General features: G+C 66.4%; 12 protein-coding genes. 2 read left to right on the forward strand and 10 right to left on the reverse strand.

Translation table 11 applies throughout. The annotated features are described in order from the left end of the window. Window positions 1-53: 53 nt before the first annotated feature. Window positions 54-959: a DUF2785 domain-containing protein gene (locus KF907_RS14415; RefSeq protein WP_291221480.1), complete on the reverse strand. Its 906-nt coding sequence runs from the start codon at window positions 957-959 to the stop codon at window positions 54-56. Window positions 960-1,223: 264 nt separating this feature from the next. Here KF907_RS14415 and KF907_RS14420 point away from each other — a divergent pair, with 264 nt between their 5' ends. Then, window positions 1,224-3,809: an NHL repeat-containing protein gene (locus KF907_RS14420; RefSeq protein ID WP_291221482.1), complete on the forward strand. Its 2,586-nt coding sequence runs from the start codon at window positions 1,224-1,226 to the stop codon at window positions 3,807-3,809. A 207-nt stretch (window positions 3,810-4,016) separates the two neighbouring features. Then, on the forward strand, window positions 4,017-4,682 hold the full coding sequence (locus tag KF907_RS14425) for a PDZ domain-containing protein (RefSeq protein ID WP_291221483.1): 666 nt from the start codon (window positions 4,017-4,019) through the stop codon (window positions 4,680-4,682). A 62-nt stretch (window positions 4,683-4,744) separates the two neighbouring features. Here the strand turns inward: KF907_RS14425 and ilvN are convergent, their stop codons facing one another. The 9 genes from ilvN to KF907_RS14470 all read right to left on the reverse strand — a co-directional run bounded on the left by ilvN (window position 4,745) and on the right by KF907_RS14470 (window position 15,594). Continuing rightward, a complete protein-coding gene (gene ilvN / locus KF907_RS14430) occupies window positions 4,745-5,254 on the reverse strand; it encodes an acetolactate synthase small subunit (protein ID WP_291221486.1) in 510 nt (169 codons plus the stop codon). Then, window positions 5,254-7,119 (reverse strand): biosynthetic-type acetolactate synthase large subunit, encoded by a 1,866-nt coding sequence (ilvB, locus tag KF907_RS14435; RefSeq protein WP_291221488.1) that lies wholly within the window; start codon window positions 7,117-7,119, stop codon window positions 5,254-5,256. Before ilvB ends, ilvN begins: the two co-directional genes overlap by 1 nt. A gap of 138 nt (window positions 7,120-7,257) precedes the next feature. Continuing rightward, window positions 7,258-8,241 carry a ketol-acid reductoisomerase gene (gene ilvC / locus KF907_RS14440; protein ID WP_291221489.1) on the reverse strand — a complete coding sequence of 328 codons (984 nt, stop codon included), beginning with the start codon at window positions 8,239-8,241 and terminating at the stop codon, window positions 7,258-7,260. Between the two features lie 53 nt (window positions 8,242-8,294). Further along, window positions 8,295-9,974, reverse strand: coding sequence for a dihydroxy-acid dehydratase (gene ilvD / locus KF907_RS14445; RefSeq protein WP_291221490.1), 1,680 nt, complete (start codon window positions 9,972-9,974; stop codon window positions 8,295-8,297). Continuing rightward, a complete protein-coding gene (gene leuB, locus KF907_RS14450) occupies window positions 9,971-11,038 on the reverse strand; it encodes a 3-isopropylmalate dehydrogenase (protein WP_291221492.1) in 1,068 nt (355 codons plus the stop codon). Before leuB ends, ilvD begins: the two co-directional genes overlap by 4 nt. Continuing rightward, complete coding sequence (gene leuD / locus KF907_RS14455; protein ID WP_291221494.1) at window positions 11,035-11,634, reverse strand: 3-isopropylmalate dehydratase small subunit; 600 nt, start codon at window positions 11,632-11,634, stop codon at window positions 11,035-11,037. Before leuD ends, leuB begins: the two co-directional genes overlap by 4 nt. Next, window positions 11,631-13,040 carry a 3-isopropylmalate dehydratase large subunit gene (leuC, locus tag KF907_RS14460; protein WP_291221496.1) on the reverse strand — a complete coding sequence of 470 codons (1,410 nt, stop codon included), beginning with the start codon at window positions 13,038-13,040 and terminating at the stop codon, window positions 11,631-11,633. Before leuC ends, leuD begins: the two co-directional genes overlap by 4 nt. Beyond that, complete coding sequence (locus tag KF907_RS14465) at window positions 13,037-13,987, reverse strand: branched-chain amino acid transaminase (protein WP_291221499.1); 951 nt, start codon at window positions 13,985-13,987, stop codon at window positions 13,037-13,039. Before KF907_RS14465 ends, leuC begins: the two co-directional genes overlap by 4 nt. An 8-nt stretch (window positions 13,988-13,995) precedes the next feature. Then, complete coding sequence (locus tag KF907_RS14470; RefSeq protein WP_291221500.1) at window positions 13,996-15,594, reverse strand: 2-isopropylmalate synthase; 1,599 nt, start codon at window positions 15,592-15,594, stop codon at window positions 13,996-13,998. Window positions 15,595-15,748 lie beyond the last annotated feature (154 nt).

Consider the following 15,748-nt stretch of genomic DNA (forward strand, 5'->3'; position numbering starts at 1 on the left):
CGCCGCGAGCCGATCCATGATCGGCGGATGCAACTCGTTCAATGACACCCGGATCACTGCAGGCTGCGCAAGGCCTCGAGCACCGCCGGTCGCAATGTCGCCCGCAGCGCTTCGTCTTGCGATTCGCTCGCATTGACGTAGAGCACAAGCAGCAAAGCCTGCAGATTGTGCCGGCGCGCGAGGGTGATCCGTGAGCCAAACAGATTGCCGTCCTCGGGCAGGGCAGCGATGCCGGCGAACCAGTCACGCCATTGCTCGGTGGTGTATCGATGGTGTCCGGCGATGTAGAGCAGCGGCAGCGCCAGACGTTCCGGCTCACCGTAGACATAGAAGTGACCGCTTGCCGGCGCGACCTGGCTGGCGAGCGCATCGACGATGCGGTCGATGCCGTCTGCGGAAACGTGAGGATGCACGGCCAGTTGCGCCAGCAGGTCGGCACCGTGCGCAACCGCATGGCGCCAACCGGCGCGTGCATCGAAGCCGCGGTAGTCGCGGATCGACTCGAACCAGTCTGCGGTGGTATCGACGAGGCCACTGATCGCGGCAGCGTCGAGCAACGGCTTGTGTCGATCCGAACCAACCAGTGCGGCGAGCACGAGGGCCGAAAACGAGGCGCGAAAACCGACCGTGTCGGCCGGTGTGGGCGACAGCTCGCGGGTCAGGCGCGCGAGCAGAGACGTGCGCGTCTCGGCACCGAGCCGAGCATCGCGCAGCCAAGTACTGATCGCCTCGTAGGCGATCGCGTCACGCAGTCGAGGATCTGGATTGCCGAGGCAATCGACGAGTTCGAGGGCAAGCGCATCGCGCTCATCGGCATCCTCGAGCGCGAAGCCCGCTTCGGCGAGCGTCGTCAGAGTCGCCCTGGTCGTGCCGGCAGGCGGACACGCTGCCTGGAGATTCCCTGCCTGGGTCGATGCCAACAGGGCAACCAGGACCAGCCACGGATTGATCGGACGCATGAACCCTCCTGTCCGGGCCAACGGATGTCAGATGATACGCATGCGGACGCCCGCGGCAGCGTGAACGGGATCCACCATGCCGCCCCCTGGTCGCACCGCGGGGCCTTGGAGGATCACTCGTGCGGTCGCGGCGACAGGACACATACTGCAGCGCATGTAGATGCACTCGCCTTTCTGTGTGATAGTCGCTCTAGGGCGACGGCGCATCCAGGCCGGGTGCGTACCGGCGCCGCACGGTGTACCACCAGAATGGGGAGTTGAATCATGCGAACGTTATCGATAACGGCATCCCTGCTGACTGCTTTCGCGAGCTGCGCATATGCACAGGAAGTACTCGACTGTGCCAAGCTTTCCAACAGTGCGCTGGCGGAACCGCAGGACTATGCCATCCAGTGTGCGGCCGCCATCGAAGCCGCTCCGGCACCGTTGGCGCCACTGCTGCCGAACGCGCCGTCGGACACGGGCTATGCCTACAACATGCGCGGCGTCACCGGCAGCGCTCAAGGCCTCTATTCCTTCACGCTGAGCACGTTCGGCACGCAAGCCTTCGTCGGCGATCCGGGCGCATCGTTCTACGCCTTGGACTTCGACCCGACCGGCACCACGCTTTATGCCATCCAGTCCGTCACCGGCAATCCATCGGTGTTCGGTACGGTGAACACCGCAACCGGCGCGTTCACGTCCCTCGCCCCGGTGAGCGGCCTCACGGGCACTGACGCGCCAACCGGCCTCAGCATCGATCCGGTCACCGGTGACGCCTTCCTGTCGACCGCGACCAACATCTACTCGTTCAACCTCGGCACCGGCGCGGCGACGCTCATCGGCTCGACCGGCGTCGCGAGCGGAATCATGATCGACATCGCGATCAACTGTGATGGCGACATGTACGGTCACGATATCAGCACCGATTCGCTCTACTCGATCAACCGCGCGACCGGCGCGGCCACGCTGATCGGCGGGCACGGGCTGGCGGCGAATTTCGCCCAGGGCATGGACTTCGACAACAATGACGGCACGCTCTACGCCGCGATCTACACCGGCGGCGGCACCTACACTTATGGCTCGTTCAACCTGACCACCGGCGCGATCTCGCCGCTGCACACGAATACGCCATCGGGTGAATGGGAACTCGCCATCCCGACCACCTGCGGTCCGGTCGTGCCACCGAGCGAAACGGAGCCCAACGACTCGAAGGCGGAGGCCAACACGCTGCAGCTTCCGGGTTCGAACCGCACCGCGGTCATGACCGGCAACTCGACCGCTGCGACGGGCAGCGGCATCGACACCTTCCTCGCCAAGACCTCCGCGCAGGCCCCCGGCTTCTATCGCCATCGCTTGATCGTGCAGAGCACCACCCCGGGACACACGATCTCGATCCGTGGCCTCTCCCAGTCTGGCGGCGTGATCAATCCGAACTCCGATATCGCCGTGCAGACGAGCAGCACGACGACGACTCCGGCGAGGTTCATCCAGTGGTACACCAGCGGCGCACCAGCCGATCTTTACGTGCGCGTGACCGGCACCGCGTCGACGACCGATGACTACAGCCTCGACTATGAGGTCGAAGCGGTCACGCCGGTGACGGGACCGAGCGGCATCGCGGTCGGAGAGGTGACGATCACGACCGTCGGCCAGACCTCCGTCGATACCGACATGTGGATCCACGATGGGGCGCGCTTGGCAATCCCCGACTACGGCAACGACGACGAGCCCGCACCGGGATCGTCGTCTCAGTCGCGCGTGAGCGAGACGTTCGATCCGGGTGTCTACTACGCCGCCGTATCCACCTTCAACCTCGCGAACAACCTGGCCAGTCCGGCCACTGACAGGTATCGCAGCGGCTCGGTCGTCGACTTCCCCGGCGTGACCGTCAACAGCAGTACTTCGAGCTCAACCGATCTTGATGTCTCGATCGGCGGTACGCCCGTGACGGTGGTCCGCGACGGCGTATTCGGCGTGCAGTTCGTGCGCTTCGTGGTCGGCGCCTACGAGATCGAAGGCAACGACGACAAAGCCACGGCGAACACGCTCGTGCTGCCTCCGAACGACGCCACCAGCGTCTTTTCGGGCAACTCGACCTCGTCGACCGGCACAGGGCTCGATTACGTCCGCGTGACCACGGCTGCGCAGGCTGCCGATGGCTTCTACCGCCACCGCCTGATCGTCACCAGTGACACGCCCGGGCACACACTGACCATCCGTGGCCTCAGCCAGAGCGCAGGTGCGGCCAACCCGACGTCCGACATCACCGTGCAAGCGAGTTCGGCGACGACCACGCCGGCGCGCTTCATCCAGTGGTACACCACCGAAGCGCCAGCCGACATCTATGTGCGGGTGGCGGGCACCGCCGCGACCACGGCCGACTACTCGCTCGACTACACCATCGAGGCGGTCGTGCCGGTCGCCGGACCGGACCTCACCGAACCGACGGTGACGATCACCACGATCGGCCAGACGACGACCGATACCGACTTCTGGGTCTACGACGGCGATCGCCTGGCAATCCCGGACTACGGCAACGACGATGCCATCGGCACGTCGGTGTTCCAGTCGAATCTGGTCCGCGCGTATGCCGATGGCACCTACACGCTGGCGATCTCCAACTGGCAGTTCGCAAACGACCAGACCGCACCCATCGACGACGGCTACCGCTCGGGCTCCCTGCTCGACTTCCCAGGCGCGATCGCCAACACAAGCACGACGCTCAACGCGGCCCTCAACCCGAGCATCGGTGGCACCAGCGTTCCGCTCACGCGCGCCGGCCCGTTCGACGTCGGCTTCGTGACGTTCTCGGTGTCCGGGGACACGATCTTCAAGGACGGCTTCGACGAAGCAGAACCGATGCCGTAGACCGTCGATGGCTTGATCGACCCGCGAAGCGGCATGGCTGCTTCGCGGGTCTTTTTTTTCAGGATGTTCCAGCGCGCCGGCCTCCTTCGCACGCCGCAGAGGCGCGCATGCACGCGTTCCATTCCGCCCTGGCGTATGCTCGGCACCATGAACAGGAATCTGCGGACGTGTGCATTCGGCAGCGTGCTCGCCTGCCTGACCGGCTGCATGACCCGATCGGTCGTAGTCGAAGCACCGGCACAACCAGACCATATTGCGCCCGCTGCCGAAGCGCGTTTCGAGACCGTCGAGGGTCGCGGACCGGACGAGATCGTCGCTCTGCGTGCAGCGCCGGCACCGGCGCGACCGCAACTCGTCGAAGGCACGACACCGCTTGCCGATCGACGCGCGCAGGCTGCCGATGGCCACGCGCATGTGGGCAGCATCCGTTTCGCCGCCGATGATCCCCGCGCCGAAGACAAGGCCTACGCTGCAGCAAGCCGCGTCGGCGCCGACCGCATGCTCGTCTATCGCCACCACGTGCCGGCAGAAGGCGCAGGCGAGGAATACCTCGCGATGTACTACGTGCGCTTAAAGCTGTTGTTCGGCGCGACATTCCGCAACCTCACCGCGGCCGAGCGTGCAGGCGTCGACAACCGCAACGGCGTGCAGATCGGCTCGGTCATCACCGGCACGCCGGCTTCGGATGCGAACCTCATGCCGGGCGACTTCGTGCTCGCCTTAGACGGCCGCCCGTTACGCGACCGCGTCGAGTTCCAGTCGCTGCTGCGCGATGCAGCCGGCAGGCCGGTGACGCTGACCGTCCGCCGCGGCGAGGTCACGCTCGAACGTGTCGTGCGCCTCGGCGCGTTGCCGCAAGCCGGAGACCCGTAGGAGCCCCTTCAGGGGCGACGCTGTTCGTGGTGGTATCGAAGAGCACCGCCCCGAAGGGGCTCCTACGACCCTTGTCCCGGCAGCGCCAGCACCGCCTCGCCACGTTCCAGCGCCGCGGTGCCGCTGCGCGCGATTTCCAGCACGTCGGCAACTGCACCGAGGTCGGCGAGCACCGCGCTGACGTGAGCCGCATCCCCGGCGAACTGCAGTGTACGGGTACATCCGCTCGCGTCGAGCACACTGCCGCCGCGGGCTTGGGTGAAGTCGGCAATCGCGGCCTGGTTGTGCGGCGTCGCCACCACCTTGACGATCAACAACTCCGATTCGAGATGCCCACGGCTGGTCAAGTCGGCGATCTCGAGCACGTCGACGAGCTTGCGTGACTGGTTGATGATCTGCGCTATCACTGCATCGTCGCCGGCCGTCACCAGGGTCAGACGCGAGACCTCCGGATGATGGGTCGCAGCCACGGTCAACGATTCGATGTTGTAGCCGCGTGCGGAGAACATCGCGGCCACGCGCGACAGTGCGCCGGCTTCGTTCTGCAGCAGGATCGAAATGATGTGACGCATCAGAACATCTCCGAAGGCCCAGCCTCGCGCGACTGCATTGCAGAACGCGACGGAATGTGATCGCCGGTGATCATCTGCGCATAGGTCATGCCTGGACCGACCATCGGGTAGACGCCGGCATCGGGATCGATCATCACCTCGAGAAAGGCGGGACCGTCAAAAGCGATGAAGTCCGCAACCATGGCGTCCACCTCGGCGGGATTCTCGAGGCGTCTTGCCCAGGCAAAACCGTCTGCCGCAGCGGCCTTGATGAAATCCTTCTTGTGCAGGCTCTTGTCGGTCGCCGAGAAGCGTCCCTTGAAGAACAGCTTCTGCCACTGACGCACCATGCCATCGCCGCAGTTGTTGAGCACGACGACCTTGACCGGCAGTCCGTAGGTAGTGACGGTCTCGAGTTCACCGAGGTTCATGCGGATACTGGCATCGCCGTCGATGTCGATCACGACCATGTCGCGGCGCGCGAACTGCGCACCGATCGCCGCCGGCAGGCCGAAGCCCATCGTGCCCATCGAGCCTGAGGTCAGCCAGCGACGGGGCGCGGTGAAGTCGAAGTACTGCGCCGCCCACATCTGGTGCTGACCGACCCCAGTGGCGATGATCGCGTTGCCTCGGGTGATCCGGTTGATCGCCTCAATCACCGCGTACGGCTGGATCAGCGCGTTGCCACGGTCGTAGTTCATTGCATAGGTACGCTTGAGCGCAGCGATGTGCGCATGCCACGGCGCATGGCGACCCTGACCGAGCGGATCGATACCACGCGCATCGGCAAACACGCGCAGTGTGTCCAGCGCATCGGCAAGGTCACCGAGATGGTGCCAGTTGACGCGCTTGACCTTGTCGATTTCGGCCGGATCGACGTCGAAGTGGGCGATGAACTTCGCCCCGGCGGCAAACTGGTCAGGCACGGCAGCGACGCGGTCGTCGAAACGCGCACCGACCGCAATGACGAAATCGCAGTCCTCGACCGCGTAGTTGGCAAACGCGGTGCCATGCATACCGAGCATGTGCAGCGACAGTGCTTCAGTGGTGTCCGCCGCACCAAGCCCCATCAGCGTGGTCGTCACCGGCACGCCGAAGCGCTTGGCGAACGCACGCAGTGATGCCGTCGCTTCGGCGGCGATGACGCCACCGCCAACATACAAGAGCGGCCGTTCGGCACGCTCGAACGCATCGAAGAAGCGCGCGCACGCGGTTTCGCCAAGCCGCCTGCTGGCGATTGCCTGCAGGCGCGCGCGATAACCAGGCACTGGCAGCGTACCGCTGCCGGCAAACACCAATGCGGCGTTCTGCACGTCCTTGGGAATGTCGATGACGACCGGGCCGGGCCGACCCGTGCGCGCGATCTCGAATGCGGTGCGCAATGTGGCCTCGAGCCGGGCCGCATCGGTGACCAGGAACACATGCTTCGCGCAGGAACCCATGATGCTGCTGATCGGCGCCTCCTGGAACGCATCGGTACCGATCGCTGCGGTAGGTATCTGACCGCAGATGACGACGATCGGCACCGAGTCGGCCATCGCGTCGCGCACCGGCGTGACCGTATTGGTCGCACCCGGCCCGGAGGTGACGAGGGCCACGCCGACCTTGCCCGAGGCGCGCGCGTAACCCTGCGCCATGAAACCTGCCCCCTGCTCGTTCGCCGGCACGATCAGCGGCAGCGGCTCGCTGCCGTCCGCTCGCGGATGCTCGCGGTTGTAACGGAACACCGCGTCGTAGACCGGCAGGATCGCTCCACCGGAATAGCCGAACACGACATCGACACCTTCGTCCGCCAGCACCTGCACGACGATGTCGGCACCGCTCATCGGCGTGCCGGCAAGCGCATGGGTGTCACAGGATGGTCCGGGTTGCAGCATTGCGTTCATGACATCGTCTCTCTGCTGTTCTGCTTCTCCGCGGGGGAACTGCGAAAAGTCCTGCCCTGCTCGTCATCCGGGCGAAAGCCGGGATGACGGTGTTGAGAGTTCTCGGAAGCTCCAACCAGCGGGTATGAAAAGAGGTCCTCACCTCTGTTCGTTCAGCCAGGTCATCTTGCTGCGCAACTCGGCACCGACCTTCTCGATAGGGTGATCAAGGTCGGCCTGCTTGAGGCGCTGGTAGTTCGGCAAGCCAGCGGCGTACTCGGCGGTCCAGTTCCGGGCGAAGGTGCCGTCCTGGATGTCGCGCAGCACGTCCTTCATGCGCTCCTTGGTGGCGGCATCGACGATGCGCGGGCCACTGACGTAGTCGCCATACTGCGCGGTCTCGGAGACATAGGTCAGCATCTTGGTGATGCCGCCCTGATAAAGCAGGTCGACGATCAGTTTCAGCTCGTGCAGCACTTCGTAGTAGGCGATCTCGGGACGATAGCCGGCTTCGACGAGAGTCTCGAAACCCTTGATGACGAGTTCGCTGGCGCCACCGCAGAGCACGGCCTGCTCACCGAACAGGTCGGTCTCGGTCTCCTCCTTGAAGTCGGTTTCGATCAACAGGGCGCGCGCTCCGCCGAGGCCTGCCGCATAGGCCTTGGCCAGGTCCGCCGACTTGCCGCTGACGTCCTGGTAGACCGCATACAGGCAGGGCACACCGCGACCGATCTCGTATTCGGTACGCACCAGATGACCCGGCCCCTTCGGCGCGACCAGGATCACGTCGATGTCCTTGCGTGGCACGATCGTCTTGAAGTGCACGTTGAAACCGTGTGCGAACAGCAACGCGGCGCCGGGCTTGAGGTTCGGCTCGATGACTTCGCGATACAGCGCCGGTTGCACCATGTCCGGGGTCAGTACGGCGACGAGATCGGCGTCCTTGACCGCATCGGCCGGGGCCACGACGGTGAAGCCATCGGCGCTCGCCTTCGCCGCGGTCGGGCCGCCCGGGCGCAGGCCAACGACAACATCGAGGCCGGAATCGCGCAGGTTGAGCGCATGGGCACGACCTTGGCTGCCGTAACCGAGCACGGCAATGCGGGCGCCCTCGAGAGCGGCGGTGGTGACGGTGGAATTCATCGTGTTGGTCTCCAGGGAAGGCATGACGGGGTTTCTGAATTCGTTGGGGGAAGTCAAGCGTCGGTGACCGCGCCGCGCGCGGCGGAGCCGACCAGACGCACATACTTGGCGAGCACGCCACGTTCGACCTTCGGCGGCGGCGCGATCCATTCGGCACGGCGTGATTCGAGGTCGGCGTCGGTATCGATGACTCGGCGGGTGGCATCGATGACGATGCGATCGCCGTCGCGCAGCAGGGCGATCGGTCCACCGAGCGCCGCTTCGGGCGCGATGTGACCGACCATGAAGCCGTGCGTGGCACCGCTGAAGCGACCGTCGGTCATCAAGGCGACATCGTCACCGAGGCCACGGCCGACCAGGGCAGCCGTGACCGCCAGCATCTCGCGCATCCCGGGGCCGCCGACCGGGCCTTCATGGCGGATCACGACGACGTCGCCGGCCATGATCAAGCCGGCCTGCACGGCCTTGAACGCAGCCTCTTCGCCGTCGAACACGCGCGCCCTGCCCTCGAAATGCAGGCGGCCCTTGCCGGCGAGCTTGAGGATGCAGCCTTCCGGTGCGAGCTTGCCGTAGAGGATCGAATAGCCGCCGCGCGGCTTGAATGCCCTGTCGACCGGAACGACGACTTCCTGCCCGGACGGCGCCGGTGGTGCCGCTTCGATCTCGGCGAACAGGCTGCGGCCGGTGATCGTCGGCGTATCGTAGACCAGGTCGGCTGCACGCAGCTCGCGCAGCACCGTGGTGAGGCCGCCGGCCGCACTCATCTCGATCGCCGTATAACGACCACCGGGCATGAGGTCGGCGATGACAGGCGTCGCCACCGAGGCCGCCTCGAAGTCTTCGAGTTCGAGTTCGACACCCGCCTCGTGGGCAATGGCGAGCAGGTGCAGTACCGCGTTGGTCGAACCCGCGGTGGCTGCCGCCATGCGCGCGGCATTGCGGAACGCCTCGCGGGTCAACAGGCTGCGCGGACGGCGCTGCGCGTGCAGCGCCTCGACGGCCAGTTCACCGCAGCGTCGCGCGACATCGCGCTTGGCCGGATCGGTCGCCGGCACATCGTTGAAGCCGAGCGGACTCAAGCCCAGCGTGGTCAGTACCATCGCCATGGTGTTGGCGGTGAACTGGCCCCCACAGGCTCCGGCGCCCGGACAAGCCTTCTGCTCGATCGCGGTGAGGCGCGCGTCGTCGATGCGACCTGCACCATGCGCGCCGACCGCCTCGAACACCTGCTGCACGGTGATCGGCTGACCGTCGAGCGTGCCGTGCGCGATGCTGCCGCCGTACAAGGCGACGCCCGGAATGTCGAGCCGCGCCAATGCCATCGCCGCAGCCGGAATGGTCTTGTCACACCCGCACAGCACGACCATCGCATCAAGGCTGTGCCCATCGACGGCCAGCTCGATCGAATCGGCGATGACCTCACGACTGACCAGCGAGGCGCGCATGCCCGGCGTGCCCATGGCAATGCCGTCGGTGACCGCGATGGTGTTGAACTCGATCGGTGTCGCGCCGGCCGCACGCACGCCTTCGGCGGCAGCCTCGGCCAGCTCGCGCAGGTTGAGGTTGCACGGCGAGATGTTCGACCAGGAGTGCACGATGGCAACCATCGGTCGACGCACGGCGTCCTCGTCGAGGCCTGTCGCGTACAGCATCGCCCGTGCCGGCGCACGGTCCGGGCCGGCCTTCATCACGTCACTGCGTAGCGGGATGCGCTTCCAGTCCTTTGTCTTCATGCGGCCACCCTGCACTTCCCGGCAAGACGACTGAGCACGGCGGCGGTGACCTGCTGCGTGCTCGCCTTGCCGCCGAGGTCGCGGGTCAGCTCATCGTGCTCGAACACGGCATCGACCGCCGCCTCGAGCGCATCGGCCTCGGCATCGAGCCCGAGCGAGTGGCGCAGCAACAGGGCGGCACTGAGGATGGCGCCGATCGGATTGGCCACACCCTGCCCGGCGATGTCCGGTGCCGAGCCGTGGATCGGTTCGTACAGGCCACGCGGTCCATCGCCCAGCGAAGCCGACGGCGACACACCGAGCGACCCGGCGAGAGCGGCGGCTTCATCGGTCAGGATGTCACCGAACAGATTTTCAGTGACGATGACGTCGTAGGCCGAAGGCCGCGTAAGCAGCAGCATCGCCATCGAATCGACGAGTTGGTGTTCGAGGGCTATGTCGGAGTATTCGCCAGCTACGCGTGTCGTCGTGGCACGCCACAGGCGCGAGGTCTCGAGCACATTGGCCTTGTCGACCGAGGTCAGGCGGCGGCGCCGTCGACGCGCCAGCCCGCAGGCACGACGCACCACGCGCTCGACCTCGCCAACCGTGTAGCGGCATTCATCGATCGCGGCGTCGTCCTCGCGCTGCTTGCGGCCGAAGTAGGCACCGCCGGTCAGCTCGCGCACGAACAACAGGTCGATGCCGGCGAGGTTCTCGGGCTTCAGCGGTGAATGCGCGGCCAAGCGCGGATGCACGCGCAGCGGCCGCAGGTTCGCGTACACGCCGAGTTTCGCGCGCAACGCGAGCAGACCCTGCTCCGGGCGGACCGTGGCCTGCGGGTCCGACCATTTCGGGCCGCCCACCGCACCGAGCAGGACGGCATCAGAAGCGAGACAGGCGTCGATCGTCGCCTGCGGCAATGGTTCACCGGTTTCGTCCATGGCGATACCGCCAATGTGGTGCTCGCTGAACTCGACGACATGCCCTGCTTGCGTGGCGACCTCACGCAGCACGGCCACCGCCGCGGCGCTGACTTCCGGACCGATGCCGTCACCCGGCAAGACCGCGATGTGGGCTCTCATGCAATTGTCTCCGTTGGGATATCCGCGCGGGTACGCTCCCACGCCGCGATGTCGGCTTCGGCATCGAGCAGGAACCCGAGCTGGTCGATGCCGTTGAGCAGGCAATGGCGCGCGAAGCCGTCGAGGGCGAAGGCGAACACGCGCCCGTCCGGCAGCGTGAGCGTGCGTGCGGCGACGTCGATGGCAAGTTCGAGGCCCGGGCTGTCCAGCAGCACGCGATGCTCGGCCTCGGCCAGCACGATCGCGAGCAGACCGTTCTTCAGCGCATTGCTGCGGAAGATGTCTGCGATCTCCGAGGAGATCACCGCCTGCACGCCGTAGTCGAGCAGCGCCCATGGCGCATGCTCGCGCGAGGAGCCGCAACCGAAGTTGCGCCCGGCGACCAGGATCGCGCAGCCCTTGGCCTCGGCGCGGTTGAGCGGGAACTCCGGGTTGTCGCTGCCATCGGCCGCGTAGCGCCAGTCGTTGAAGGCATGGCGGCCGAGACCGGCGCGTTCGGTGGTGGTGAGGAAACGCGCCGGGATGATGCGGTCGGTGTCGATGTTCTCGAACGGCAGCACGGCCGTGCGCGAACGCACTTCCTTGACGGGTTTCATGCGGCGTGCTCCAGGAAGGCGTCGGGGTCGGTGATGCAGCCGCTGACCGCGGCGACTGCGGCCACCAGCGGGCTGGCCAGCACGGTACGCGCGCCGGGCCCCTGCCGCCCCTCGAAGTTGCGGTTACTGGTCGAAACGACGAGTTGGCCGGGCTGGGCGATGTCGCCATTCATGCCGATGCACATCGAACAGCCGGCGTCACGCCACTCCGCACCGGCGTCGGTGAACACGGCGTCGAGTCCCTCGGCCTCGGCCTCGCGCTTGATGCGCACCGAACCGGGCACGACCAGCATGCGCACGCCGGCGGCAACCTTGCGGCCGCGCAGCACCGCGGCCGCCTCGCGCAGATCGGACAGGCGCGAATTCGTGCAACTGCCGATGAAGACCACGTCGACCTTTTCGCCGGTGAGCGGCCGGCCACCTGCGAAACGCATGTAGGCCAAGGCCTTGGCTTCCTGGGCATCGCGTGCACTCGGGATCGGCGCGGCGATCGGCGTGACCATGCCCGGATGCGTGCCCCAGGTGATGGTGCGACCGATCTCGGCGGCATCGATGCGCACCTCGCGGTCGTAGCGCGCGCCGTCGTCGCTGCGCAGGCCTCGCCAGCCTGCGACGGCGCGGTTCCAGTCCGCGCCTTGCGGCACGCGCGCGCGTCCGGCCAGCCAGGCAAAGGTGGTTTCGTCAGGGGCGATCAGGCCGGCACGCGCGCCCGCCTCGATCGACATGTTGCACACGGTCATGCGCTCCTCCATCGACAGCGCCTCGATCGCGCTGCCGCGATACTCGAGCACGTGACCGGTGCCGCCGCCGACCCCGATCACGCCGATCACGTGCAGGATCAGGTCCTTGGCACCGACGCCGGGACGCAGGTGACCGTCGACGTGGATCGCAAAGGTTTTCGGTTTGCGCTGCAGCAGGCATTGCGTGGCCAGCACGTGGCCGACTTCGGTCGTACCGATGCCGAAGGCGAGTGCACCGAAGGCGCCGTGCGTGGCGGTGTGGCTGTCGCCGCAGACGATGGTCATGCCGGGCTGGGTCGCGCCGAGCTCGGGGCCCATCACGTGCACGATGCCGCGATTCTCGCTGTCCCAGCCATTCAGCTCGATGCCGAATTCGCGACAGTTCGCCTCCAGCTGGCGCACCTGGTTCTCCGCTTCCACACTGGCATAGGCACGTCGGCCGTTGGCATCCGCGGGCGTGGTCGGGGTCGAATGGTCGAGCGTGGCGAGGACGCGTTCGGGGCGACGTACGCCGCAACCGCGCGACCGCAGTTCGCTGAAGGCCTGTGGCGAGGTCACCTCGTGGATCAGGTGCAGATCGATATAGAGGATGCCCGGCGTATCCGTCGTTTCGGCACGCACGACATGCGCATCCCAGATCTTGTCGATGATCGTGCGCGCGCTCATGCGGCGATGACCTCGTCGGCGCGCACCGGCGCCGCGGCATGCACCAGGGTCAGCCAGCCACGTTCGTCACGTGTACGCCCGTCGAACAGACCGAAGAAGGCCTGCTGCAGCGCACGCGTGATCGGGCCGGGCCTGCCGGTGCCGACCGGCTTGCGGTCGACCGAGCGCACCGGCGTGATCTCCGCGGCGGTGCCGGTCATGAAGATCTCGTCAGCCGTGTACAGCGCCTCGCGCGGCAGGTCGCGCTCCTCGACCCGGTAGCCGAGGTCACCGGCCAGCGCGATCACGCTGTCACGCGTGATGCCGGCGAGGATGCCTGCGCTGGTCGGCGGCGTGAGGATGAGACCGCGTTTGACCAGGAACAGGTTCTCGCCCGCGCCCTCGCTGAGCAGGCCGTTGTGGCCGAGCGCGATGCCTTCGGCATAGCCACCACGCTGCGCCTCGAACGCGATCAGTTGGCTTGAAAGATAGTTGCCGCCCGCCTTCGCCCAGGCTGGAAACGTGTTCGGTGCCGGCCGGTTCCACGACGACACGCACACATCGGCACCGTGTTCGAGCGCGTCGCCGAGGTAAGCGCCCCAATCGAGCGCCATGATCGACACGTCGACCGGTGAACCGGCCTTGGGCAGCACGCCGAGACCGCCCGCGCCACGGAACACGATCGGCCGCACATAGGCCGACTTGAGGCCGTTCGCCGCAATCAGTTCGAGGCAGGCCGCATTGATCTCGTCCTCGTCATAGCCGATCTCGATCTCGTAGATGCGCGCCGACTCGAACAGGCGGCGCGTGTGGTCGGCCAGGCGGAAATACGCAGGCCCCTGCGGCGTCGCATAGACGCGCTCACCCTCGAACACCGAGGAGCCGTAATGCAGCGCATGCGCGCTGACGTGCACCGTGGCCTCATGCCATGGCTTGAGCTTTCCGTTGTGCCAGATCAGGTTCGACATGGGTTTCCTCACGCGGTAGCGGCAATGGCGGCAGGTGAACGTGCATGCATGCGTTCGATGCGATTGGCCACCTCGAGCGCGGCCAGTGCGGCGGCTTCGACGATGTCGGTCGACACCGCCTGGCCACGCAGTTCGCGGCCTTCGTGCAGGGCGATGATCGCGGCCTGCCCCTGCGCATCTCCGCCTTCGCTGAGCGCACGGATGTTGAACTCGTGGATCGTGAAGTCGTGGCCGACGGCACGCGATACGGCGCGCAGCACCGCATCGACCGGACCGTCGCCGAGTGCCGCCTCACTGACCTCGCGACCATCCTCGTGGCTGAGCTTCACCGAGGCCGACGCCTTGGCGCCGACGTGGCTGGTCGCATGCAGGTGGCTCAGCGTCCACGGTCCCGAGGCTTCCGGATCGTGGCCGAGCGCGATCGCCTCGATGTCAGCGTCGAACACCTCGCGCTTGCGGTCGGCGAGCACCTTGAAGCTGGCGAAAGCCACGTCGAGCGCGGCATCGTCGAGCACGTGCCCGAGTGATTCGAGACGCTCGCGCAGGGCGTGGCGGCCACTGTGCTTGCCGAGCACGAGCTGGGTCCTGGCGACGCCGACATCCTCGGCGCGCATGATTTCGTAGGTGCCGCGATGCTTGAGCATGCCGTGCTGATGAATGCCTGATTCATGGGCAAAGGCGTTCTCGCCGATGATCGCCTTGTTGCGCGGAATCGGCTGACCGGTGATCTGCGAGAGCAGGCGCGCGGTCGAGTGCAGGCGCTGCGTACGGATGCCTGTCTCCAGCCCACCGAAGCATTCGGAACGCACGCGCAGGGCCATCACCAGCTCTTCCAGCGCGGCATTGCCAGCGCGCTCACCGATGCCGCCAATCGTGCATTCGACCTGGCGCGCGCCGGCCGCCACGGCGGCGAGGCTGTTGGCTACGGCCATGCCGAGATCGTCATGGCAGTGCGAACTGAACACCACGCGCTCGGCGCCCTTCACGTTCGCACGCAACCAGGCGAAACGTTCGGCGATTTCAGCCGGCGTGGTGTAGCCGACCGTGTCGGGCACGTTGACCGTGCGTGCGCCCGCCTCGATCACGGCTGAAAACACCTCGGCGAGGAATTCAGGTTCGGTGCGGATCGCATCCTCGGCCGAAAACTCGACGTCCTCGCACAGCGTGAGCGCGCGGCGCACGCCGGCAACCGCCGTGTCGACGACCTGTTGCTTCGACATCTGCAGCTTGAACTGGCGATGCAAGGGACTGGTGGCAAGAAAGGTGTGGATGCGTGCCTTCGGCGCATGCGCGAGTGCGCGGCCGGCGCTGTCGATGTCACCAGCCTGGCAGCGCGCGAGTGCGCAGATGCGTGGGCCGCGCACGCTCCTGGCTATCGCCTCCACCGAAGCGAAATCGTCGGGCGAGGCATGCGGAAATCCTGCTTCGAGGATGTCAACGCCGAGGTCAGCCAGCGCCGAGGCCATGCGCAGCTTCTGCGCGCGGCTCATCGAGAAGCCGGGTGCCTGCTCACCATCACGCAGGGTCGTGTCGAAGATCAGCACATGCCCGGCACTGCCCGTGCTGCGTACGTCATCCACTGCATCTGTCGCTGCATCGTTGTTCATCGCTGACTCCCGGCGGCCGGGCCGGCATGCGTGAAGGCAACAAAAAACCCCGCTTCGTTGCCGAGTGCGGGGTTTCAGGGTGTTGCTGCCGCTGTCACGCGTACCCTAGCCCGCACCTCCGCAGGTAATGAGAAGTACGCTCGCAAGAAGAACC

The organism is Dokdonella sp., from assembly GCF_019634775.1.
GTDB lineage: Bacteria > Pseudomonadota > Gammaproteobacteria > Xanthomonadales > Rhodanobacteraceae > Dokdonella.